Source organism: Shimazuella sp. NTD250 (assembly GCF_059510375.1).
Genome location: NZ_JCAJZS010000001.1, coordinates 580,740 through 604,967 on the forward strand (window position 1 = coordinate 580,740; position 24,228 = coordinate 604,967).

Genomic DNA, 24,228 nt, shown 5'->3' on the forward strand with positions numbered 1-24,228 from the left:
TTGTTGAGGAACTAAATTGATTATATCAGAATTATCTGCATTGTATAAATGGAGATCTTTTATTTAGTTGATCTTAGCGATCTATGGTAGAGAAATCATTAGAGAACGCAGGGAACAGCAAAAATAAATCCAACAGACTACTTGGATTACTAGGATTCTTTGCATTATACTAAAGAGCGATACTATTAACTCTAACATCTTGAGGTGGGTCGCTTGAAGAAAAAGCTCAGATATGGCCTATTGTTCCTTTCCCTATTTGTCATCTCTAGTCTTCCTATTGGTTGTTCTCTATTTAGCGGGTTGGATGATGCGCAAAAAACAAGTGTAACCTTTTTAAATTCGTATTTTGCCAAATCAACAGACCCTTCCGCTGAAGAGCGATACCAAACAATGTCCTCTCTGGTCTCCAATAAGTTCGACAATAACCTCTTGCAGCCCGAATATAAAAAAAACATGTTGAAGTTTATCCAAAAATTTATGACAAATGGAGTAAGCAAACCATATTTTATAGCGGATAATCCAAATGATCCCCAAACAGAAACTCTGCGTTCTATCATAGCTCGTTTTCCGAAGGGAACATTTACAGAGGCGAATGCTGTCATCGGAATCAATAAAGCAGATTCGGAATCTTATGCGATTTTAACCTTAAATAAAGAATCAGACAGTTGGAAGATCATCGATTTAGAAAACATAGATGTGGTCAAAGCAAAGATTCAAAAAAATAAAATGAAGTGGATAGAAGTAAAACCAACTGATTTTTTAGATTAACAAAGAGCTGGAAAATTCCAGCTCTTTGTCGTTTTGATATATAAATAATTTCGTATATGAATAAATGCAAACTATTCTTTTGATAAGTATTTTTATATATAATGAAAAAGTGACAAAATTACGTACATGAGGTGTATGATTTGAAAAAACGATTGCATTACGGACTTGTTTTTATTTCCTTATTTGTGATTTTTAGTTTTACGACGGGCTGCTTTGGAGGTTTAGATGATGCGCAAGAAATCGCTGCTACCTATATAAATGCATTATATGCTAAATCTGATTCTCCATCTGCTGAGGAAAGATATCAAAAGATAGTTTCCACCATCTCCACCAATGCTGATGCAAATCCTTCGGAACATAGGGACGATATCATCAAAATTATTCAAGAAGGAATGACAAAAGGATTAAATAAACCGTATTATATTGCAGATAACCTTAATGATCCCCAATCCGATACTCGTCATTCCATTATCGTCCGAATCCCAAAAGATGCAATTGCAGTAGATGAGTTCAATAAGGATAAAGACACATATGTGAATATGATCCTTACCAAAGAAGGCGATGATTGGAAAATTTTAGATTTCAAAGATTTAGATAGCGACACTCCGCAAGGCAATATAGAATGGAAAGAAGTTAATCCTACTGATTATTTAGATTGAAAAAGTTGGAGGGAATAGTCCTCCAACTTTTTTATTTTCCTGCTTGAAACATGCGATCCAATGCGACTTTAGACCAATGAATGATCTCTGGTGCCACCTCAATTTGATTGACTGGATTTCCCTCTACAACACTTTCTAATGCCCATAACAAATGAGGCCGGTCAATACGATTCATCGTTAAACATGGACACATCGTGGTACTGAGCAATTCAATATGTTTATCCGGGTGTTCCTTAGCAAGACGCCCAACTAAGTTTACTTCTGTGCCAATAGCCCATTTACTTCCCACAGGGGCTGCTTCAATCATTTTGATAATGTAATCAGTGGAACCATTAAAATCAGACTGCTGAACAACTTCAAATGAACATTCAGGATGAACCAATACTTTGATTTCGGGATCACGTTTACGCACTTGTTCGATATGTGCTGTCGTAAACTTTTGATGAACGCTGCAATGTCCTTTCCATAAAATCATCTGTACCTCATCTAATTCTCCAGTAACTGCTTCTAACCTTGCAGTATGTGGATTCCAGATCACCATTTGCTCCAGAGGAATGTTCAGCTGACCATAAGCCGTATTTCTCCCCAAATGTTGATCAGGTAAAAACAAGATCCGTTTCTTTTGTGAATACGCCCATGTGAGCACTTCTTTTGCATTGGAAGAAGTACAAGTAGTTCCCCCATGTTTCCCAACAAATGCTTTGATTGCAGCTGTTGAATTTACATAAGTTACAGGGATAATCGTATCACCAAATTGCTCAACCAATAGCTCCCAAGCTTCTTCCACATCTTCTATATCTGCCATGTCTGCCATCGAACATCCTGCTTGCAGATCAGGAAGAACAATAATTTGATCATCAGCAGCAAGTGTGTCGGCAGTCTCTGCCATAAAATGAACACCACAGAAAATAATAACTTTGGCATCCCGCTCTCTTGCACCAATCTGCGATAATTTCAAGGAATCTCCTCGAAAATCTGCGTATTGGATCACATCATCACGTTGATAGTGATGACCTAGAATCACCAAGTCGCGTCCGAGAGTTGCTTTTGCTCTTCTTATTCTCTCATCCAGTTCTCCATCAGAAATCTCGCGATACACTTCTGGTAGTTGCAAATCAGTTTGAATATTAAGCATGATTCTCTATCCCTTCTTCCACAAAGTCCAAGCTAATATCTAACGCAGTTGCTGAATGGGTGAGATATCCAACTGAAACAGCGTTTACGCCAGTTTCTGCAATACTGCGAATGGTATCTGGAGTAATTCCACCTGATGCTTCTGTCCATACTTTTCCATCGATCATTGCTACAGCTTTGCGCAATGTTTCGACGTCCATATTGTCCAACAGCAAAGCATGAATAGGCAGTGATAAAGCTTCTTGAACTTGTTCCAAAGTATCTGCTTCTACCTCGATTTGCACCATATGACCAACACTTTTTTGGACCTTTTTTACTGCATTTTGCAAACTACCCGCAAAAGCAATATGATTGTCTTTCAACATCACACCATGACTGAGTCCAAAGCGGTGATTGGTTCCGCCACCTGTCCGTACAGCGTATTTTTCAAATTGTCTAAGGCCTGGTGTTGTTTTGCGGGTATCCAAGACCCGACAATCTAATCCTTCTAATTGATCTACTAGTTGTCGTGTGAGCGTTGCAATTCCAGACATACGCTGTAGTAAATTTAGAGCGACTCGTTCTGCTGTCAATATTGCTCTTGTCGATCCTGATAAGACTGCAAGGCTTTGATAGGCTTCGACTTTCTGACCATCTGCTACCTGAGCTTGGAACTCTAAATGCGGATCTAATTCCTGAAAGACGAGAGCAACAATAGGCAAACCAGCGATAACACCCGGTTGCTTAGCTAATAATACAGCTGAACTTTGGCGGTTTGCTTCCACTAGTGATTCGGTTGTAATATCTCCTGCTCCAATATCTTCGTTCAACATCTCACGAATGGATTGACGCAATTGAATGGGATTCATGCAGTTGTTTCTCCTCCACTGTATACTGTCGAGAAGCCCAGATTTCGATGGTTTCGGGATAATCAGACCGAAAATGTCCTCCTCGACTCTCTTCTCTCCAAAGTGCTGACTGTAATATCACTTGTGCAACTTGTAACATATTTTGGGATTCTAGACAGGATGATGGCAATTGTAATGAAATGGATTTTAATTCTTTTAGCCCTTGCTCCATCTCGTCTTTAGTCCGTGTTATTCCCGCATATTTCCACATTAATTGTTGAATCTGTTGTTTCCACTGATCTTCATTTTGTTTATTATTGCACAATCTTAACGATACATCAGCACCTTGTAAAGCTGTAAATGTCTTTCTAGGCAAAGAAGATAGACTCTGAGCTACCTTTCTAGCAAATACTGCTCCTTCTAACAATGAATTGCTCGCTAATCGATTTGCACCATGTACACCCGTACACGCTACTTCACCACAGGCGTAAAGTCTGGGAATGGTGGTTCGTCCCTTTCGATCTGTCTTGACTCCACCCATCACAAAATGGGCAGCAGGAGTAACTGGAATCAGATCTACTCTCGGGTCAATACCAGCTTCCCTACAAGTAGCAAAAATGGTTGGAAAACGACTGGCAAAGCTGTCTTTTTGTTGTCTCGCATCCAAATATACACGATGGCCATGCATCGTTTCCTGATAGATTGCTCTTGATACAATATCTCTTGGAGCTAAATCTCCCCAATCCGAGTACTTTTTCATAAAGGGTACTTCATCTTCAGTTACTAACACAGCTCCCTCTCCACGAACTGCTTCCGAAATCAAAAACATCGGATTTCGGTCAAGATGAAGTGCAGTAGGATGGAACTGAACAAATTCCATATCTGTGAGAACTGCTCCAGCACGGTAAGCCATAGCCAGCCCATCTCCCGTAGAGACCAGATCATTGGTAGTGTACTGATAGACTTGACCGCAGCCACCAGTTGCTAACACGACACCATAGTGCGCAAAGTATTGCGTTGTACCATGATTGAGGTCAGCAGCGTAGACACCAATACATTCACCATCCTCCATCATAAGGTCTACTACCATAGTATGAGAAACAAACGAAATCGATGGATGCTGATTTGCTTTGAGCAAGAGAGAATCGATGATGCCTTTACCTGTTGCATCTCCTGTCACATGTAAAATACGCGGTTTACTATGTGAACCTTCTTTCGCCAAAGCATATCCCGTTTCATTGCGATCAAACGGTGTCCCCCAATCTGCTAACAGCGAAATTATCTCTGGTCCCATCTGAACAAGCATTTCGACAGAATCACCATCTGCATGGCCAACGCCTGTGCGCAGTGTATCCTCCAAATGCAGCCTAGCAGAATCCCCCTCTCCAATTGCTGCCGCAATTCCCCCTTGGGCCCGATAGGAATTGCATGCTTCTTCACTGGATTTTGTGATAATTATCACATTTCCATGCTGTGCAAGCGATAATGCAGTAGTTAAACCAGCAATCCCGCTGCCAATAACTAGGAAATCTGTTTCTCTTGCTGTCATATCGTGCATCCTTTCACATAAGATACATTTGTTCACAGATCTATCACTTTTATTTTCGCAGGATCTGCGATAATGTCAACAAAAATTTCACATCTCCGCTGACGTTTGTTTTCGTTATAATGATAAACATGAAGGAAAAGTCTTCGTCTCAAAAAAAAGGATGGTGAAAAGGATGTCTCTTTATCTCGATTATGGAGCCACAAGCCCTGTACGCAAAGAAGTATTAGACAGCATGCTGCCTTTTTTCTCCGAAGTATTCGGAAATCCAGGCAGTATACACGATATGGGAAGACAAGCCCATTCTCATATTCAAGCAGCAAGAGAACAAATTGCTCATGCGATAGGAGCATCTTCGCCAAGGGAAATTCTTTTTACTAGCAGCGGTACGGAGGCGAATAATTTAGCAATAATTGGCACATCACTCTATCAGCAAAAGCGAGGTAACCATATTATTACCTCTGCAATCGAACATCCTTCTGTCTTAGAAGCTTGTCGTTATTTAGAACAATTAGGCTTTGGAGTCACCTATCTTCCTGTAGATCAATTTGGACAAATCAGCGTCTTCGATGTGGAACAAGCGATTACTCCCAAAACGATTTTGATAAGTGTGATGGCTGCTAATAATGAAGTAGGTACGATTCAACCTATTAAACAAATCGCTCAGTTGATAAAAGACAAAGAGATACTTTTGCATACAGATGCCGTACAATTTTTTGGAAAATTACCTTGCGATGTCGAAGAATTAGGAGTAGACCTCTTGTCGATTGGCAGTCATAAAATATATGGACCAAAAGGTATTGGTTCCCTCTATGTCCGAAAAGGAGTAAGACTTACACCTCTTCTACATGGCGGTGGTCAAGAGAGAAATTGGCGTCCAAGTACACTCAATACTCCTGCGATTGTAGGTTTTGGGAAAGCAGCTTCGTTAATTGTAGAAGAATTAGCACCAGAAAAAACAAGACAAGAAGAAATTCGCGACTATTGTTGGAGAGGGCTGCAACAATTAGGAGATGTTGTACTCAATGGTCATCCAACTGATCGATTGCCCAATAACATAAATGTGAGCTTCGAGCGATTAGAAGGACAAGCCATTTTACTTGAACTAAATCGAAAACAAATTTATGTATCTAGCGGCTCCGCATGCAGTGCTGGAAAGCATTTACCTTCTCATGTATTGATGGCTATGGGAAATGATCTGGATAATGCTTACCAGAGTTTGCGATTTACGATCGGAAAAGATACAACAAAGGAAGATATCGACTATGTTTTATCCGAGCTTAAAAAAATTACACATTATTTGAAATCCATTATTTAGGAGGGTTTCCATCTGACAAATGTGGAACAATATCTCAAAGTTATCACGTAATCTGTTAATCACCACTATCATTTCTGCTGTTTTGTGGGTACTTTACATCTTAACCCAGCAGTGGAATTACCAAAAACCAGAGCAGGTTTATCTCATCGGCACTAACTTATCTTATGGGCTGTCATTTGTGTTTTTCTTTGTTTTGATTTTGTTTGTTTTGTCCTTTATCCATAATCGGTTTCATGCCAAAAAGCTCCGTCTTCGATTCATTTTATTTTCCATCTTCTATCTCATCATGGGACCTTTGACAGTGCTCGGATTTGATAACTATCTACTACTTACTCAAAACGGTATCCAGTATAATACCTTTTTTAATATCGAAGATTCCAAAGTGAGAGAATGGCATGAAATCAATCAATTGGAACTTGATTACATAATCAAAGAACATAAAAATACTTATACACAAAACGATTTACGTCTATTATTTACGCTTCGTTTTGATGATGGTACATCGATTGATTTAAACAACTATAACTCTCCACTCTATCGAAAAGATCAATTTTTAAAACTCATCGCCGTCTTAAAGAAAAACGATATCCCAATCAAAATCAAGAAACCTTTACCCAAAGAATTAAAAGATTCAGGGTCCTATTTGTACCAATTATTTTCCCAAAAGCCTACTTCTCCTTAGACAGTAGGTTTTTTCATAGAAAAATGAAAGCGATCCCAATTAAACTCTTGATTATTATCAAAAAATTAAATAAAATAGAGGTGTAACTGCTCCCCTCCGACAAGAAAGGTACTATTTGACCCATTCGGAATGAAGGGAGAATATCATGGTCGACATCTTGGCCACTGATCCCGACTACCAGATCGAAACAAAGAAGCGAACCGGTGGAGGAAATGGACAACAGGGTTGATCACCCTCCATAGCGACGGCATGGCTAGTTTAACCAACTAGTCATGCCGCCGCCCCAATTTGCAAACAAATGAAATAAAACATAAAAAAAGACTTGAACCACGAGGTTCAAGTCTTTTTGAGGTATCAATTATTTTGCTAATTCATATATCGCTTGCGCATAAATCCCCATCGCACGAATCAGATCATCTACTTCGATATACTCATCGGTTTGATGCGCTGTTTCTACTTTTCCAGGGAATATAGGACCATAAGCAACACAATTTTTCAATGCTCTGGCATAAGTTGCACCAGCTACTGCTAAAGATTGAGAAGGCAATCCAGTCTGCTCCTCATAAACTCTCGCTAACGTTTTCACCAAAGGATGATTGTTATCAAAAGAATGTCCTGGTTTGTTATCCGTATACAACGGTTTAAAACCATAAGCAGCTAATTTTTCATCTAACTTTTCACCCAGTTGTTTCCCATCAGCGTGGATAGGGTAGCGGATATTGACACGAATGAACTGTTCTTTTTGACGTTCATAGCGATAAACACCAACATTGACAGTGAGTTTCCCAACGATATCATCTTCTGTCACCATATCTAATTTTTCACCGAAAACACTATCGACGAAACAATCATTGATCATTTGTACATATTGATGACCATGGGAATCAAGGGGAAGAGTGATCAAAAATCTCGTCAATTCCAGAGCTGCACTTAATCCTTTCTCCGGTTCGGAGCCGTGATGTGCTCGACCATGCAATACTAATTTGACATGATCATCTGCTTCTTCGGCATACCCTTCTAAACGATGAGTCATCAAAAATTGTTGGTAAGCTTCTTTCAACTCAAATACGTCTCCTGCCCCACCAATAATAGCTGTGGCATATTCAGGAACCATATTTACACGCCTTCCTGACTGGAAAGATTCTAAAATCCACTGACTGTCTTCTACCGAATCAGTTGTCCAATCTTTTGCTAACTGTACATCTAGAAATCCTTTTTCTGCTGTGATAATAGGGAATTCTGCATCTGGAGTAAATCCTACAGAAGGCATTTCTTCATGGGACAAATAATGATCCATACATCTCCAATGCGTTTCTTCATCCGTACCCATGATTAACCGAACCCGTTTCGAAACAGGTAAGTTTAGTTCTTTGATGATCTTTAAAGCAAAATAAGCTGCCAATGTAGGCCCTTTGTCATCTGTAGCGCCTCGGGCATACAGCTTTCCACTACGGATATCTGGTGAAAATGGTGGAGTTGTCCAACCTTCGGTAGCTGGCACTACATCAATATGAGATAGAATCCCAACAATTTCTTCTCCACTTCCATATTCAATATGCCCAGCGTAACCGGATAAATTTTTGACAGTGAAACCATCTGATTGACCAAGATTCAACATAAATTGCAATGCATCATTAATCGATTTTCCAAATGGGGCTCCTTCTGTTGCTGTTGATTCATCTAAAACGCTTGGAATTTTCAAAAAATCTACTAATTTATCTAAAAAAACATCCCTCTTTGATTCTGCCTCTGATATCCAGTTCATCATGAACTCCTCCTGTCATACTACACCATATGTATCAAGTAACGCTTTTTAACATTGTCACACAAAAATAGGCGACTTTTGACTCTTTCGAGGTTCACATCGAAGAAGTCGAAATAAAATGGATAAACAAATAAAAACTTAAAAATTAAGTATAACCTATCAGCCGATAAACTTTCCAATATAACGAAAAAATAAAGCTACCTATAAGTAGCTTTCACATCAAGCATGTACACTATTCGATAGAAAGTTTCCTTCTATCCAAAGGTACAACAGATTTAAATCACAGATACAGCTCGAGATTTCAGTCATCTCTCCCATCAGCTCATAAAATCCTGTCTCATCTACCCGATCCAACTGATCAAAGTACTCCATATATCGTTGTTCAAACGTTTTAATCGCTTCTGGTATTTTGGCACAGACCGTTTGACATAATAATTCAAAGTTAGCTTGTTCGTTATCACTCAATTGATCGTATTCTACAAAAAGAACTGGCTTTGAAATCCCAAGACGCTCATCCTGCTGCAATGTATACTTCATAGCTGTCTACTCCTCAGGTTTGTCCGGAATATCTTGAATAACTTTTTCCGCTTGCTTTAACAATCCTTTTTTCTTTCCTTCGTACGGTTTCAATTGCACTTCATTTTGCTTCCATTTTTTATCCATGTCTATCATTGCATCTGAAAACGACTGCTTTAACTCTGCTTCTTTGGCGTGCATTTTTTGTTCTGTAAAACCTAGTACACCTTCGTAACGACTATCAATCCAACCTTTTATCTTGTTATATTCTGTAGGGTTGATTTTCTTTTCGTTTTTGATTTGTATATTCGCATCCGTCAGCCGCTTGTGTTCATTATTCAAATTTGTAACGATCGATTGATATTTCCGATCAAGACGCTGCTGAGTAACCTGATATCCCTTGACCATTTTTTGAATCGATCTCACTTGCCAAGGTTCATTGACTTGTTTTACTTCATTTGCATGCACACGGGCTATTTGCTCCAAATCAATTATATCTTCAATTGGCTGGTACTCTCCACCTGTGGACTCCGCTAATTGAGTGAGTTCATTTTCATCTTTCGTTGGAACATCAATACCAATTACATTAACCATTACACCCATTTTAGACGAACGTATAGCCTCGATTTGTTGAGTCAAATCAGCTCCACAAGTATCCGAACTATCTGCGATTACATAGATGATGTTTTCGTTGTTAGCTTTTTGATTTTTCACCAGATCATTCATCGTGTTATGTAGTGCCTCTATTAACGGACTCCAGCCTGTTGGTTTCTCTTTACTGAAACTTTTATTCAATTTGGCTGGTTGAGTGGGATAACCTTGGTAAACTAATTCCGTTTTGGAACAAGAAACCTCTTTATCCTTCTTTCTTGGACCACCTTCATGACCAAAAAAACGAACCATAAAATTAGCGTTTACAGGCAATTGTTTCATATAAGTAGTAGTAAATTGCTTAGCCCATTCATAACGTGATTTTCCTCTATACTCATTTGCCATAGTGGAGCTAGCATCTACTAAAACAGCTATATTGGTCGGTTTTAAAGGTTTTGCTGGAGGTTTCGAATCAGCCGCGGGTTCCCCATAGGACAATACTCTGATCTTTGCTTGGTAGTTGGGAGCTAACATACTTGACAAACTCTCTAAGTCATATTTGTAATTTTGACCTACCAAACCAAGCAAGTAAGCATATACTGCATCTTCTGCTAAACCTTCTGGCATTACTTTAAGAGCCTCAGCAACACTACCTGCTTTATATGGTTCTGTTGCATACCTGCCTTTGCCCTTATCCTCTAAAATATTCCGCAGAATTGGTGAAGGAGTTGGGGGGACAAACTCTTGCTCATATATCTGTTTTTCCTCGCTTACATTATCACGTGTATCTGTCTTTTTTTCACTTACATTCTCTACTTCATTACCTGTAACTTGTTGTATTTTTTCAATAACCAATGAGCATCCAGTTATGGTCACTAATAAAAAACAAGCTAAAAGGGAAAGTTTAACAAATTTCATAATGCCTCCTACCACCCTACAGTGCTTCTCTAAGCTTACTGGATCACTTGCGCTTTGACAACCATCCTTAGCGTGATTACCTGTTATGGTCACATTTTTGCGCGAAAGAGCAACATGCCTTATAATGAGAAAAACTAACAAATAGAATGTGTGATGACCAAATGGATAAAAGGAAAATACGTGTTGTAGTAGGAATGTCAGGAGGAGTAGATTCTTCTGTGACAGCATACCTGCTCAAACAACAAGGATATGATGTCGTCGGTTTGTTTATGAAAAACTGGGACGACACAGACGAATTTGGTCACTGTACTGCTACAGAGGATTTCGAAGATGTACGCAGAGTGGCTACTCAAATCGGAATCCCTTATTACTCCGTTAATTTCGAGAAAGAGTACGCAGATAAAGTATTCCAATATTTTCTCGATGAATATAAAGCAGGCAGAACACCTAACCCAGATGTGATGTGTAATCGAGAAATCAAATTTGGCGATTTTCAAGAAAAAGCAAAGCAGTTAGGCGCAGATTACATCGCAACTGGACACTATGCAAGGGTAGAACATAGTGAACAAGGCTCTACTTTATTACGAGGTATAGACCCTACAAAAGATCAATCATATTTTTTATATGCGGTGCATCGTGCACAGCTCGATCACGTTCTTTTCCCAATAGGACACTTACAAAAAGCAGAAGTTCGAAAAATAGCAGAAGAGGCCGGATTAGCAACTGCTAAGAAAAAAGATAGTACAGGCATTTGTTTTATTGGAGAAAAGAACTTTCGACAATTCCTCAGCCAATACTTGCCTGCAAAACCCGGGGAAATCCACACTATGGATGGCAAACGAATTGGAGAACACGATGGATTGATGTACTATACGCTCGGACAACGTCAAGGACTTCGTATCGGAGGATCAGAAACGGGTACAGGGGAACCATGGTTTGTAGCAAAAAAAGACGTTAAAAACAACATTCTATATGTTGCCCAAGGACACAATAATGAAGCGCTGTTTTCCGCAGGGCTTACCGCCAGCCATCTCAACTGGTTACAAGCAGAACAGCCGCAAGAACCCTTCACCTGTACAGCGAAGTTTCGCTACCGCCAAGTAGATGTACCTGTGACCGTCACCCCAAACAGTGACGGCACTGTCACCGTACACTATGCCGAAAAAGAGCGGGCCGTGACACCCGGACAATCTGTTGTCTTTTACGACAAAGAACGATGCCTTGGCGGTGGAATTATCGAGAAAACATTTTAACAGAGGTCACTCCTCTGTTTTTTTGTGTCTATTTGCCGGAAACGAAATTATCGCAATATAAGTCTTTTTTACAAATAATTTAGGACTTATCAAATACAAAAATTATGTATATGAAAAATTGAAATATATAAATAATAAAAAATTGAATTTAATAATAAATAAAATTATATTTATGATGAGTCCAATTTTTTATTGGTCTAACACAGACAACAAGGGTGTGGAAACATGAGCTTTCTCTCAAATATTATTCATTTTTTGGTGGCTTATCGATTTTTTTTACTTTTTGGATTTATCTTCGTCGGGATAGTACTTCCCTTATTATTTAAATACTCCAAGCGGGGCACTGTTGGAGTCGTCATTTCTGTTCTATTTTTCTTAATTGGTATTGTAAATGTGATCTGGGGAACCGATTTAAATAATGTATTTTTGAATAAAAATGGGAAAATAGCTGAGGCAGTGGTAACTAAAACAGAAATGACAAATAGTACTTACAATGATATTCCAATTGAACGTTATTACTTGTTGATTCTTACAACAGCAAATAAAACGATCCAAACAACATTTGAGAGCACAGCCTTTAACATTTATCCAGCCCCTGAGAATGGTTATATCTATCCCAACCAAGGTGAAAGATTTATGATCAAGTATATTCCCGGTGCAGAAGATAACTTTATTATTTTAACCAATATAAATTCGTCCTATAGTAAAAGATTGGCTTGTGATACTTACTTCAAAGAAATGGAAGATTCAAAAACAGAATATGAATTTAACCCATCCAATGCTACTTTTAAAAATAAATATTCAGCCACTTTGCGCAAGTACATTTCTAATAAATGTAATCTTGCAGAACAATATCAAAAAGAATGGGAAATTCTCCAAAGAAAATAACTCCTCTAGTGGACTGCATTTTCCCATTCTATTAAACTGAAAGAATGGATTCAAAATTTTATAGTAACTATATTTAACAACTTGCATGAAAGATCAAAAAAGATGAAAGCATGTGCTTTCATCTTTTTGTTTGGCGGGCCCTAGAGGAGTCGAACCCCTAACCTTCTGATCCGTAGTCAGACACTCTATCCAGTTGAGCTAAGAGCCCATATTCATTTTGCAAGACGTTATCATTCATTGTTGAAAAAATGGCGGGCCCTAGAGGAGTCGAACCCCTAACCTTCTGATCCGTAGTCAGACACTCTATCCAGTTGAGCTAAGAGCCCGTATTCATTTTGCAACAACGAAATCCATCATAACTCTTTCACACATAAAAGTCAAGCACTTTTTTGGTGCGGATGAGAGGATTTGAACCTCCACGGTCATCATGACCACAAGAACCTGAATCTTGCGCGTCTGCCAATTCCGCCACACCCGCATAAGCAAGCGGAATTATACAAAAAGTTTTTAATGGAGGCGGCACCCGGATTTGAACCGGGGGTAAAGGTTTTGCAGACCTCTGCCTTACCACTTGGCTATGCCGCCATAACACTCAATCTTGTGACACTTGAATATTCTAACATAATCCCACCAAAAGTCAATAATAAAATTTTGAACTCCACCCAAAGCCATGTTTAAACTTTTATTGTTCATCGCTGTATTATTTCGGATGAATGAGAAATCCTAAAACCTCAAACACTATAACAAAAAAGGATGTCCAGCATGATACCAATTGAATCTACCATCGAAGACAAACAAACACAATTCGCCAGTCTCTCTGATCAGTTGGAAGAGGAAGATTTCCACATAGGCGGCGGCTATGCATATGATCATGGTTATTTCGACAAACCATTGGACTGGGAAGAAGAACATGGAAACCGGTATTTTCTTCGCATTCCTGTATTTGCGGTGCGAGGTGATATCGGAGATCCAGATACTCTCGTTCGAATCGGAAAACCATTTGTAATCAAACATGAATTTCGCACAGATGAATCTAGTGATCCTACTGGGGATTCTGGTGTTTTTAGCGGAATGATGAATCAGTTTACAACTCCTATCCCAGCAGAAGATCATCCCATTGATCAAAAATGGATAGACAGGGCCAGAGAGATTGTGAATCGAGTGGAAGGGTTACACATATAAGTTGAAAACAATCCAACTATAAAAAAGCGCAAACCATTTTCTCTAGAGATAACTTCTCTAGAGGTTCGCCACAAAAGATATTACTTGTCACTAAGCTGTCTTTCATGCAGAAAAAAGCCACCCTGTCATCAAGAAGCAGAGTGGCTTTTTGTATTGGCAGGGGCGGTAGGAATTGAACCCACACTGGAGGTTTTGGAGACCTCTGTTCTACCATTAAACTACGCCCCTATAACATAGCCACCAACAATGGATTGGTGGCTATGATGATATGTGGTGCTGAAAGCAGGATTCGAACCCGCGACCTACTGATTACAAGTCAGTTGCTCTACCAGCTGAGCTATTTCAGCATATTCAAAAACATTCAAATGGTGGCTCGAGACGGAATCGAACCGCCGACACGAGGATTTTCAGTCCTCTGCTCTACCGACTGAGCTATCGAGCCATCTATGTATAAGATGGCGGAGAGAGAGGGATTCGAACCCTCGATACGCTTGTGACGTATACACGATTTCCAATCGTGCTCCTTCGGCCAGCTCGGACATCTCTCCAAAACACTTTGATTTTGTCAGGAACGAGATCTATCTTAACCTGTAATGAGGTTTGTTGTCAACTCTTTTTTTCATTTTATTTTAATGATGCTTCGAAAACGAATATTTATTAGTTATATAGCGGGGTGGAAGCATTTCCCACTACTTGCATCGCATTTATCTACATAATATTTTCATTTGCAAAAACATACATTCTATGTTACTATTTTTTTAGTATTCCAAACAGTGTACATATACCTAAAAGTTATCTAGCTTTCTTGTGTACGGTGTTACGCCGTATCTGCGTGTAAGATTCCCATACTTCATCCGGTCCCGCGTTACTATACTAGCCCTACCGTGGTGGGGGGTGATTGTGGCCGCCTAAGTAGGCGTAGCCGCTACCACAATCGACCCCCCACCACGGGGGCTAGCTCAGTGGCGTTACCAGATCAAGGTGTTTTCGTAGATAACTTTTTAAAACCTAGCTAATTCATTTGGCTAGGTTTTTTTGGTTCCTATATATAAAGCAGCAATTAGTCACCTGAACAAATTATCTCAAACTATTCCTAATACTGCGATTCAAATTTTTATATTTTTTTCAACAAAATCCCTGCTGGAAACAGGGATTTTGCGTATATTTAGTTCTCCCATTGAAATGTCTCATCAACAATAGAAATAAGCTGATTCAACCGCTGCGACAATTCTTCTTCATTCCTCCCTACAAAAGCAAATTGAGCGATGGAATCGACACTTAATTGCGCTTGATCATATGACTTTCCATCTTCTCCAGTAATTTGGGCCACTTTCACCCATTCTGGAAACAAGGTAGAGTTCACATGTAATAATCCATATTTAGTGTTCACCAATAACCATCCAGCTAAATGGGAGGGATTCATTTTCACTTCTTCCTTCAATACTGGACCTGGAAGTCCAACAGAAATTTGAGCATGAATATCAAACAATGACACATCGTATGCAAGTTTATGTGTGTCAGATACTTTTGCACCACCTGTCCTGCTGCCAATCTCCCCAAAAATAATTTGATCATTCGGAGTATGAAACCATTCCGCATGAAATGTGGTATTTGCTGGTGTGTCTAAAATCTCCAATACTTTTCTGGTTCCTGCGGAAAGTCGCCGGCTCAAAGGATTTTGAGGATGTAACATCGTACTTCCTAGATATGTCATCGAACTCGAAGCAAGTGGTGCATTGTAATATTTGGACACAGTAGTTAATTGAATGACCCCGTCTTCCACCCAACCATCAATATGAAAATATTCCCCATCAATATATTTCTCAACTAATACTTCCGAAAGTTGTTCGTTTGCTAAAAAATTTTCTAGTTCTTGCCGATGATGCAAAACATAAGTCGAAACTGAACCAAGACCGTCAATGGGTTTGACTACGATCGGATAATCATACTGATCGGCAAATCGGGAAATATCTAATCCGGTTTGTGCTAAGGTCATCTCTGCAACTGGAATATCATTCTCTCGTAATTTTTGCTTCATGATCCATTTGTTGCGAAATTCCATCGCACTTGCAACGCTTTGCCCTTGAATACCTAAATATTCTCTCAGTTTTGCTGCTCTTACTAGATCATATTCTTGTAAAGCGATAACGGAAGTAAAATGATAGGTCTGATGTAATTCAATGGCACGAAGAATAACTTGGTCGTTTGAAATATAATTTGGAAAAAATTCAATATGGTGATAATCCTTTCTATCAAACGTATGCTTAACATGATCAGAGGCCAAAACGACTAATTCTTCTGTTGTAGTGGAGAATACTTGTTTTAAGGGACAGGCGGTATAAGGTAGATTTTCAAGGATTAGTATGGTCATTCGTTCGTTTCTCCTTCTGATCTATTTCCAGCTGCCATCCATATTGTATTTGTGTCAAACCATTTCAGAACGTTTTGTAATCGTGTCCTTACTTCTTCTTCTGTTTCTCCAATTACTACAAAAGAAGCTACTGAATCACAACTATTTTTGGGATCACTGAAAGATGTCCCTTCTGGTACATCTTGTATATATTCATAAACCCAATCTGGCGGTTCACACTTAGGGAAAGATACCAATTCCCCCTCTTTTGACAACGCCTGCACTGAACCACTCAGTCGGGCGGGAGCTTGTCCGAGCAAATTTTGCCCAAAAGCAATACCAGCTTGCAACTCTGCAGATACAAGCAATAAATCTTTTCCATAAGCCACTTCCATTGTTTTTGATATACGTCCGCCGCCGGGTCGACATGCAATTTCAATAAAAATAATTTCTCCTGTCGAGGTTACCAAACATTCTCCATGAAATACTGCATGAGAAGGAAAATCCAATATTCGAATGACTTCTGCCATCGCTTCTTCTATTTGATTTTTATATGGATTATCATTGTGCATCATATAACTGCCAGAAATGAATGTTTGATTCTGATAATGAAACATTGGCTCTAAATATTTTGAAGCACATATCAACTTCAATTCATTATCCTCAATAACACCATCAATATGATATTCTTCTCCTTCAAAAAATTGTTCTGCGTCCATTTTGTGATGAAGACCACTCTTTGCAAACTCCAAAAGATCCGTCTCGTTGTGTAGTACAGTGATTCCTGTAGCTCCTGCACCATCAATCGGCTTCAAAATAATGGGATAGCCAACTTCATCAATAAAATGAAGGAGATCAAAGATATCTTCCACTTGTTTAAATATTGGAATACGGATTTTTTGACATTTCGCTCTCAGGGCTTCTTTCATTCTAATTTTATTGCGAAATTGTATTGCACTGTGTACCTTTTGACCATCAATTCCTAGATGTTCTCTTAATTCAGCTGCTCGAACCAAATCATACTCTGATACAGCAACAATATGTTCAAATTGGTATGTTGCATGCAAATCAATTGCACGCAAAGAAACAGCATCATTGTTATGAAAGCTAGTAAATTCTTCATAGTGTGCAAATGAATCTACAAAATATGGCTCCATTACTTTTTGATCGCTAATAAAAACAACCTTATTTGAAATTTCATTAAAATTATTATAAGTATTCCAAATATACGGAAATCTGTTTAAAATAAGAACACTCATTTAAACTACCCCTTTCTTAATATAAAGTTAATTATATATATTATTAACATATTGCACACTCTAATATATTGATATTTATTACTATTAAAAATAAATTTATGTAAAGAAGATATAAAAAAATCAAATCACAAGAAAATTTATCAAGAGAAGCTATTATGACCACTTCATTGACACCTACACAGGTAAAAAAGATGACATGAGTTTCCATATACCATTTTCTTGTTCATCCTATTTAGATCCACCCCAAACTATTGCGAATATATTTTCGGTTCATTCTTGACGGAATTCTCCAAAATCATATATATTTATTTATAATCATCATTTTTAGCATATGTTTCAGCATCGAAACCATTGTGATATGACCTGACCTTTCAATGGGTCAGGTTTTATATTTATTTAAGGTATAAACTTACAACCTAGTGTCCAGCTAGATAAGGTAAAACTCATCCTTATCTACAATAGAAAGGAGCGAGCTTGTGCTAAAAAAACAGATCCGCAAAAAAGAGGATGCTACATTCAAACAAGAATGGGATCAACTTCAGAATCATGTAGCTTGGTGGGAAGCCGAACAGCCTCTCGCCTCACTTCCAGCAGACCTACAAATATTACTGATCAAAAATGACCCAAATTTTAGCGATCAACTGATCAAATTCGCTATTCTTTTAGAAAGTCAGTACATATGGAATGAAAAAACACAGCGTTATGATTACATCAATATGCATCAGGTCCTGAAACGGGACAGATCTTGGATTTGGACTCTCTATTTAACTGATCACCCACTGGCGAGAGAAGGATTGAAAAAATTACTCCAATACTATAACTATCAAGAATTCAACCGATACACTAACGAAGCAGGTGTATATATCGGTTACTATTATTACAATTACCGAAATAATAAGTATCTCTACAGCGCTCTCAACAAAAACTATCTGCGCTATTTAAAAGCTATCTTTAAACTAGCAGAAAGAAAGCAAGATATAGAGATTTTATCTCGACTGGCATATCGTTTTGAGAAAGATCGAGATTACTATGTGCGTATTTCCTCACCTACTCAACAAACACAAAAAACAGAGACAAAACTTGCTTATTCCCCAAAAACAAGAAGCTATTTAGCAAAAAGAACATGGCGCACCTTACGAAACTTAGGAAAACATAACGTGAAAGACTATATTCATTTTGCTACCGAGGTGCTGCTGCAATATTCTAAGCACGATGCAAAACAAATTCGTCTAGAACTTCCAAGTACTGATCAAATCAAATATGTTGAGTCCTACAAAGAAAACTGGGTTCTAAATCATCTTCTTTATCACCACAGTACACGGTTTACCTATAGCAGCTCTACTTGGCAAGCAACACCAAATGCCTACTTGGAAGAACCAGAGGAACGCGAAGAAGCATTTCCTGAGCTATGGGATCAACATCCAGATGAGTTATTTATGCTGTTGATAAAAGCAGAAGCACCTCCTGTCATTCACTTTGCTGGTAGGGCTTTACGCCTTGGAAACCCTGCTTTTGTCGCTCAGTTATCGGATGCAATTATTGATCAATTGCTGCAATCCACCGACTCCTATCGCCAAGAATTTGCAATTCGAGAGATATTGAACCGTTTGGACAAACATCATCCAGATTTAAAACGCTGGATGTCTTTATCCACCCATCCAAACAGCAAAATCCGCACCTTGGCAAATGATTTTTTAAAGCAGCATTCAGCTACATGGTCTGATGAGACAAAAACAAAACTGATAAACATATGTTTAGGAAAAATAACGAAATATCCTAATGAACCTTATGTCAGTGAATGGCTGGATATTTTTGAAAATCACTTACGCGATGTACTCGCTGAAAAGCTAACACTTTCTAAGGTTGCTTCTTTATTGAAACATGCAGGGCAAACCACCATCCAGCGATTTGTTTCCTTGCTTCTTCCCATTATCCGAAAAGATCAAAATGCCTATACCGCAGATGACTTGCTTCCTTTCTTGGAAAATGAAACAGCATCTATTCGCGTGACGGCACGAACTATTTTACATAATGATTACATGTCGCTCTCTTGTACACCAGCATTTTTAGTGAAATGGTGCACCATTCCCTATGAGGATAACCAAGTATTTCTCACACCATTTTTCGTCGATCGAATGCATTGGCTCATTCCCATTCTCTCTAAGTTTCTCGATGCACTGTGGGAAGAAATGATGCAAAATGAACTTCCTGAAATCAGCAGAAACTATATTTTAAATGATCTACTTGGAACACTATTTTTAGCTGAACTTACAGATACGCCATTGGATCAAGTACTAGAATTGCTCGATCATTCCGATACGAGTTACCAAGAGTTAGGTGCGAGAATATTTGCCGTCAAAAAACCAGCAGTAGATCAATTCAGCTTCGATCAGTTACTCCAATTGGCACACAATCAGATCGCACTGTGTAGAAGCGAAGCTCGAAATATGATCATTCAAGTAAAAGATCAGATTACAGACGAATGGCTGGTCAATCTTGTCGAAACACATTGGGATGATACAAGAAATTGGGGATTTGCTTATATTCGGACACTTTCTGTTGAACAATTTACCCCAACTTTGATCTACGGATTAATCGACAGTGCTCGCCAAGATGTACAAGCATTTGGAATGGAAATGGTAGAAATCCATTTTTCCGACTTGGACATAGCCGAATTATTACTTCGCGCCAGTGAGAGTACCGATTTATTCGTTCAGGAATATGCACTGTCGCTCGCAGAAAAAATTGAATGGAACTTAGATAACATTACAAAATTGGAGTTGTTCTTCCGAACGATCTTATTTAAAGTCCATCAAGCTAGAAAAGCCAAGCAGATGACCTTAAATCTATTGTTTCAATTAGGAAAAAGAGACCGTGACACTGCTGAGAGAATTGTTCCTCTTTTATCAGACATCGCTCACATAGGCGGAAAACGAGATTTTGAACAAATTTTATTTATGCTTACGCAAATAAAAACTCTCTACCCAGAAATAGAGTCCCCTATACAACTCAGATAAGGAGGAATTGGCATGTTATTTCAACAAACCTACGCTTCATCCAGCGGTGTCAGTCATGCTGGTGGAAACACATTGGTCAATTTTGCACCTGATTTAGGAAGAGAACCTACGTTTTTTCGTGGAAAGATCGCAGACCCCATCCGTTATCGTGATGCCATGATCGCCTTGCGTGATGTAGTCGTGTCTGATCTCAACTATAAACCAAAAGATAACACTGCTTATCAAGAGTGGGTGAAACAACAATATTTATTGGATATCGCTGGTATTTTAGGTGAAAAAGCAGACTTATCTATTCGTATTCAACAATTGCAAAAGCGTATGAATGAGCTAAACAAACTCCGTACCGCCAGAATGGGTGATTACTATAAATCCCAACGTGAATACTTTAATTGGCTGTATCAAAACGATAAAGATGCTTGGTTTGTATTAGATCCTGTTATCACTGTTGCCCCAGATCAAGTTTTCTTTGAAGCATTCTCGCTGGATGAGTCTTCTTACGGGAGATTAGCTGTGCATGAAGAACTTTTCACAGATGTAAAAGACTTTCAATATGGGACGACCAATATTGATTTTTCGGATAATCTACTAGCAGAATTAAAACGAATTCGAACTTACCGCCCTACGGAATTTCAAGTCGATCCTACTGGATTTGAAGTTGCGACTGAAGGTAGAGAAGTATACAAAGAGAAAAAAATTGATGTCCCAACTAGTTGGATTCGTGGCTTTTTGCAAGTTCAATCAGCTATGAGTATGCCTACCAGTTCCTTTGAGTTAAAACCGATTGATCTCTATAACATATGTAACTTTCTTCGTAAGCACAAAGAAAAAGACAGCCCGCGCTCTTTAAAATACAAACTAAAACCTGGAGCACCAGTGGAGTTAATTATTGAGCCATGGAATGAGTCCATTACCTTTGCTGGTTCTGTATATCTAGGAGAAACAGCCCAAGAAATTCGTACATGGGGTCGCAGAAGGCTGTTTCTTTTGGAAAGACTTCTGCCGCTTGCAGATCGAATTACGGTTCATTTACTAGGAACAGGCATGCCTAGTTTTTATGTAGTAGACATGGGGAATTTAAGTTTTACATTAGGTTTATCTGGTTGGACTCGCAACGATTGGGCCAACGCCGGAAACTTTGATCTGTTAGTCGGAACAGGAGGAAAAGCAACACCTAGTCAGTCCTCCCTTGTTTTTTCAGGACTGAAATTAAAGAAGACTGCAACAGATACAGAATTAGCAAGTTGGACTCATTTACCGATTGAAGTCGTACAAGCAGCTTTAAGACAACTCTGTAGTGCAGGCAGAGTCATGTTTGATTTGGAAATCGGCAAGTATCGCCTTCGTGAACTTACCCGTGAACCCTTACCAATGGATCAACTATCTTACACCAATCCAAGAGAAGAATTGGCTCAAGAACTAGTAAGACAAAACAAAGTAGTACTGAAAAAACGCTCTGAACAGACAAATGGTTGGAATCTTGAAGGCACAAGTGAAAAACATAAAATACAGGTACAACTTGATAAAGATGGCCGCGTTTCAACAGCGCAATGTTCCTGTTATTTTTACAAACAAAATCGGCTCATGCAGGGACCATGTGAGCATATGTTGGCCTTGATACACATCCATCAAACCATTTAGGAAAGGAGGGGACTGTATGTCAGAAGAAAATAAAGTATTGACAAGAGAAGAATGGATTAGCAAAATTCGTACAGAAGGTAAAGCAGAAACGATACGCAGTGAAATGATTCGCCTTGGCTTTTGGGAAGCACCGAATTTAAGTGAGGAAGAGCACGAACAACAAGCTAAGGAAGATGAAGAATACAAAGAGGTTCGGAAAGAATTACAAGAATTACAAAAAAAATCTAAACAACTAAAAGATATTGACTTCTTGTTAAAAGAAGCGAGAAAACACCGGATGGAAGAAAGCAAAAAACGACGAGCCGAACGCAAAGCTGCCCGGAAAATAGCACAGGCAGAAGCGAAAGAAAAGTGGAGAGTATATCGTGAGAATCATGTGATCCATGCTGGCGATGGTGTATCTGCCGGGCTTGCTTCCACTGAAGTAAATGAACAAAAAATGATGCAGTACCAATTGCCGCTCATCCGCTCTGCCTTGCAACTAGCGAATGATATGAGTATCACCTTATCCAAATTAAAATGGCTGACATATCATCGGAACACTGCAACCATCAATCACTATCAACACTTTACCATTCCGAAAAAAAGCGGTGGAAAACGGGAAATTTCAGCTCCAAAATCAAAACTGCGTTCTGCACAAGCTTGGATAAAAACAAACATCTTGGATAAGTTAGCGGTTCATGCTGCCGCACATGGCTTTGTAACTGGAAAAAGTACAGTTGACAATGCCAAATCTCATATTGGTAAAGATGCAGTGGTCAAATTTGATTTAAAAGACTTCTTCCCATCTATCTCGTTTGTACGGGTACGTGGTTTGTTTGAGTCCTTTGGCTACAGCCGTGCAATCAGCACTTTATTTGCTTTGATCTGTACGGAGCCTCCACGTCAAGAAGTAACATTCAATGGAAAAATGTATTATATAGCCATCAATGAACGGCAATTACCACAAGGCGCTTGTACAAGCCCGTCTCTCACCAACTTATTATGCAGAAGGCTAGATGAAAAACTAAGCCAATCAGCGAAGGAAAAAGGGTTCACCTACACTCGTTATGCAGACGACCTCACCTTCTCTGGGAATGGAGAAGCATTACAGCAAATCGGTTCACTGATGAGCAGTGTACGCAGTATTGTCGACTTTGAAGGGTTTGTTATCAACGAAGAAAAAACGCGAGTTCTCCGTGCAGGACGCCGGCAGCGTGTCACTGGAATCGTCGTCAATGAAAAAGCCAACCTTACCCGTAAAGATATCCGAAGTTTTCGTGCCTTATTACATAATGTAGAACACCATGGTTTAGAACAAGAAAACCATCGAAACCATCCTCACTTCTGGGAATATATCAATGGCTATGTGAGTTATGTGCAGATGGTTCGACCAGACATCGGTCAAAAATTCGCTATCCAAGTGCAACGCATAGCAGAGAAATATGGAATGCCTATACGTATTCACATAGAAAAACTAGGATAAAAATCCTAGTTTTTTATTATCTATAGCTAAAATTCTAAATTTCATCTATAATAAAAAAGCACTGCTCACCCCCGAACGGAGGACAAGTGTCACATATTGCAGAACTTCTGCGCAGGCGAACGATCAACGAGAGGGTCGACTACTTCGTGAGCAATCCTCACTTGATCGAAGAACTTCCGGAGGAGGAATGGATCAAGGTCATCGCCTTCATCGAGGAGAAGTGCCAGCAGAAGAACTCCAGCCCCAACTTGGGACTGGAGGCTCCCAGTGACGCCAATGGAGATCTGCGTGAGGTATACCTCAGTGAAGATCCCGTGCTGAAAAGCATCATCCAGCACCTCCTGACCAGCGCGTACCGTGGAGAAATAATAAAGATACGAGAGGCTCTCGTGAGAGCCGGTCTCATGAACTAGCGGAATCCATTCGCTAGTTCCGTCTCCCCCTGTGGACTT

General features: G+C 39.1%; 19 protein-coding genes and 8 tRNA genes. 11 read left to right on the forward strand and 16 right to left on the reverse strand.

Annotated elements, in window-relative coordinates:
* Positions 1 to 213: 213 nt before the first annotated feature.
* Both AC5WOF_RS03140 and AC5WOF_RS03145 read left to right on the forward strand, forming a co-directional pair.
* The gene (locus AC5WOF_RS03140; protein WP_496048494.1) at positions 214 to 768 is read left to right on the forward strand and encodes a hypothetical protein; all 555 of its coding nucleotides are present in this window, start codon (positions 214 to 216) and stop codon (positions 766 to 768) included.
* Between the two features lie 140 nt (positions 769 to 908).
* Positions 909 to 1,427 carry a hypothetical protein gene (locus tag AC5WOF_RS03145; RefSeq protein WP_496048495.1) on the forward strand — a complete coding sequence of 173 codons (519 nt, stop codon included), beginning with the start codon at positions 909 to 911 and terminating at the stop codon, positions 1,425 to 1,427.
* Between the two features lie 31 nt (positions 1,428 to 1,458).
* Here the strand turns inward: AC5WOF_RS03145 and nadA are convergent, their stop codons facing one another.
* Genes nadA through nadB form a run of 3 tightly spaced genes read right to left on the reverse strand, consistent with a single transcriptional unit; the run spans position 1,459 to position 4,937 of the window.
* Positions 1,459 to 2,562 carry a quinolinate synthase NadA gene (gene nadA, locus AC5WOF_RS03150; RefSeq protein ID WP_496048496.1) on the reverse strand — a complete coding sequence of 368 codons (1,104 nt, stop codon included), beginning with the start codon at positions 2,560 to 2,562 and terminating at the stop codon, positions 1,459 to 1,461.
* Positions 2,555 to 3,409 (reverse strand): carboxylating nicotinate-nucleotide diphosphorylase, encoded by an 855-nt coding sequence (gene nadC / locus AC5WOF_RS03155; RefSeq protein WP_496048497.1) that lies wholly within the window; start codon positions 3,407 to 3,409, stop codon positions 2,555 to 2,557. The genes nadA and nadC overlap by 8 nt, the downstream gene beginning before the upstream one ends.
* Positions 3,375 to 4,937: an L-aspartate oxidase gene (gene nadB / locus AC5WOF_RS03160; protein WP_496048498.1), complete on the reverse strand. Its 1,563-nt coding sequence runs from the start codon at positions 4,935 to 4,937 to the stop codon at positions 3,375 to 3,377. The genes nadC and nadB overlap by 35 nt, the downstream gene beginning before the upstream one ends.
* 172 nt (positions 4,938 to 5,109) lie before the next feature.
* On the opposite strand from nadB, the gene AC5WOF_RS03165 reads away from it, so the two are divergent.
* Positions 5,110 to 6,252 (forward strand): cysteine desulfurase family protein, encoded by a 1,143-nt coding sequence (locus tag AC5WOF_RS03165; protein ID WP_496048499.1) that lies wholly within the window; start codon positions 5,110 to 5,112, stop codon positions 6,250 to 6,252.
* 19 nt (positions 6,253 to 6,271) lie between these two features.
* Positions 6,272 to 6,934, forward strand: a complete 663-nt coding sequence (locus tag AC5WOF_RS03170; RefSeq protein ID WP_496048500.1) for a hypothetical protein — start codon at positions 6,272 to 6,274, stop codon at positions 6,932 to 6,934.
* A gap of 358 nt (positions 6,935 to 7,292) precedes the next feature.
* Here the strand turns inward: AC5WOF_RS03170 and pepV are convergent, their stop codons facing one another.
* From pepV to AC5WOF_RS03185, 3 genes are all read right to left on the reverse strand, one after another.
* A complete protein-coding gene (gene pepV, locus AC5WOF_RS03175; protein ID WP_496048501.1) occupies positions 7,293 to 8,699 on the reverse strand; it encodes a dipeptidase PepV in 1,407 nt (468 codons plus the stop codon).
* Positions 8,700 to 8,918: 219 nt separating this feature from the next.
* Complete coding sequence (locus tag AC5WOF_RS03180) at positions 8,919 to 9,236, reverse strand: hypothetical protein (RefSeq protein WP_496048502.1); 318 nt, start codon at positions 9,234 to 9,236, stop codon at positions 8,919 to 8,921.
* 6 nt (positions 9,237 to 9,242) lie between these two features.
* Positions 9,243 to 10,724 carry a VWA domain-containing protein gene (locus AC5WOF_RS03185; protein ID WP_496048503.1) on the reverse strand — a complete coding sequence of 494 codons (1,482 nt, stop codon included), beginning with the start codon at positions 10,722 to 10,724 and terminating at the stop codon, positions 9,243 to 9,245.
* A gap of 161 nt (positions 10,725 to 10,885) precedes the next feature.
* Here AC5WOF_RS03185 and mnmA point away from each other — a divergent pair, with 161 nt between their 5' ends.
* Both mnmA and AC5WOF_RS03195 read left to right on the forward strand, forming a co-directional pair.
* A complete protein-coding gene (gene mnmA, locus AC5WOF_RS03190) occupies positions 10,886 to 11,977 on the forward strand; it encodes a tRNA 2-thiouridine(34) synthase MnmA (RefSeq protein ID WP_496048504.1) in 1,092 nt (363 codons plus the stop codon).
* Positions 11,978 to 12,202: 225 nt separating this feature from the next.
* Positions 12,203 to 12,865 (forward strand): hypothetical protein, encoded by a 663-nt coding sequence (locus AC5WOF_RS03195; RefSeq protein ID WP_496048505.1) that lies wholly within the window; start codon positions 12,203 to 12,205, stop codon positions 12,863 to 12,865.
* Between the two features lie 131 nt (positions 12,866 to 12,996).
* Here AC5WOF_RS03195 and AC5WOF_RS03200 read toward each other — a convergent pair.
* The 4 genes from AC5WOF_RS03200 to AC5WOF_RS03215 form a co-directional block, all read right to left on the reverse strand.
* Positions 12,997 to 13,073, reverse strand: a tRNA-Arg gene (locus AC5WOF_RS03200).
* 41 nt (positions 13,074 to 13,114) lie between these two features.
* A tRNA-Arg gene (locus AC5WOF_RS03205) sits at positions 13,115 to 13,191 on the reverse strand.
* A 64-nt stretch (positions 13,192 to 13,255) separates the two neighbouring features.
* Positions 13,256 to 13,343 (reverse strand) — tRNA-Leu (locus AC5WOF_RS03210).
* 33 nt (positions 13,344 to 13,376) lie between these two features.
* Positions 13,377 to 13,450 (reverse strand) — tRNA-Cys (locus AC5WOF_RS03215).
* A gap of 177 nt (positions 13,451 to 13,627) precedes the next feature.
* Here AC5WOF_RS03215 and AC5WOF_RS03220 point away from each other — a divergent pair.
* On the forward strand, positions 13,628 to 14,047 hold the full coding sequence (locus AC5WOF_RS03220) for a YugN family protein (RefSeq protein WP_496048506.1): 420 nt from the start codon (positions 13,628 to 13,630) through the stop codon (positions 14,045 to 14,047).
* Between the two features lie 154 nt (positions 14,048 to 14,201).
* On the opposite strand, the gene AC5WOF_RS03225 is transcribed toward AC5WOF_RS03220, so the two are convergent.
* The 6 genes from AC5WOF_RS03225 to AC5WOF_RS03250 all read right to left on the reverse strand — a co-directional run bounded on the left by AC5WOF_RS03225 (position 14,202) and on the right by AC5WOF_RS03250 (position 17,656).
* Positions 14,202 to 14,275 (reverse strand) — tRNA-Trp (locus AC5WOF_RS03225).
* A 43-nt stretch (positions 14,276 to 14,318) separates the two neighbouring features.
* Positions 14,319 to 14,394, reverse strand: a tRNA-Thr gene (locus AC5WOF_RS03230).
* 19 nt (positions 14,395 to 14,413) lie between these two features.
* Positions 14,414 to 14,489: transfer RNA gene (locus tag AC5WOF_RS03235), tRNA-Phe, on the reverse strand.
* A gap of 14 nt (positions 14,490 to 14,503) precedes the next feature.
* Positions 14,504 to 14,595: transfer RNA gene (locus AC5WOF_RS03240), tRNA-Ser, on the reverse strand.
* Positions 14,596 to 15,212: 617 nt separating this feature from the next.
* The gene (locus AC5WOF_RS03245) at positions 15,213 to 16,418 is read right to left on the reverse strand and encodes an ATP-grasp domain-containing protein (protein ID WP_496048507.1); all 1,206 of its coding nucleotides are present in this window, start codon (positions 16,416 to 16,418) and stop codon (positions 15,213 to 15,215) included.
* The gene (locus AC5WOF_RS03250) at positions 16,415 to 17,656 is read right to left on the reverse strand and encodes an ATP-grasp domain-containing protein (RefSeq protein WP_496048508.1); all 1,242 of its coding nucleotides are present in this window, start codon (positions 17,654 to 17,656) and stop codon (positions 16,415 to 16,417) included. The genes AC5WOF_RS03245 and AC5WOF_RS03250 overlap by 4 nt, the downstream gene beginning before the upstream one ends.
* Before the next feature lie 476 nt (positions 17,657 to 18,132).
* Here AC5WOF_RS03250 and AC5WOF_RS03255 point away from each other — a divergent pair, with 476 nt between their 5' ends.
* The 4 genes from AC5WOF_RS03255 (at position 18,133) to AC5WOF_RS03270 (ending at position 24,189) form a co-directional block, all read left to right on the forward strand.
* The gene (locus AC5WOF_RS03255; protein WP_496048509.1) at positions 18,133 to 20,673 is read left to right on the forward strand and encodes a hypothetical protein; all 2,541 of its coding nucleotides are present in this window, start codon (positions 18,133 to 18,135) and stop codon (positions 20,671 to 20,673) included.
* 12 nt (positions 20,674 to 20,685) lie between these two features.
* On the forward strand, positions 20,686 to 22,311 hold the full coding sequence (locus tag AC5WOF_RS03260) for an SWIM zinc finger family protein (protein WP_496048510.1): 1,626 nt from the start codon (positions 20,686 to 20,688) through the stop codon (positions 22,309 to 22,311).
* Positions 22,312 to 22,327: 16 nt separating this feature from the next.
* Positions 22,328 to 23,776 carry a reverse transcriptase family protein gene (locus AC5WOF_RS03265; RefSeq protein ID WP_496048511.1) on the forward strand — a complete coding sequence of 483 codons (1,449 nt, stop codon included), beginning with the start codon at positions 22,328 to 22,330 and terminating at the stop codon, positions 23,774 to 23,776.
* Positions 23,777 to 23,862: 86 nt separating this feature from the next.
* A complete protein-coding gene (locus AC5WOF_RS03270) occupies positions 23,863 to 24,189 on the forward strand; it encodes a hypothetical protein (protein WP_496048512.1) in 327 nt (108 codons plus the stop codon).
* The last annotated feature ends 39 nt before the right edge of the window (positions 24,190 to 24,228 follow it).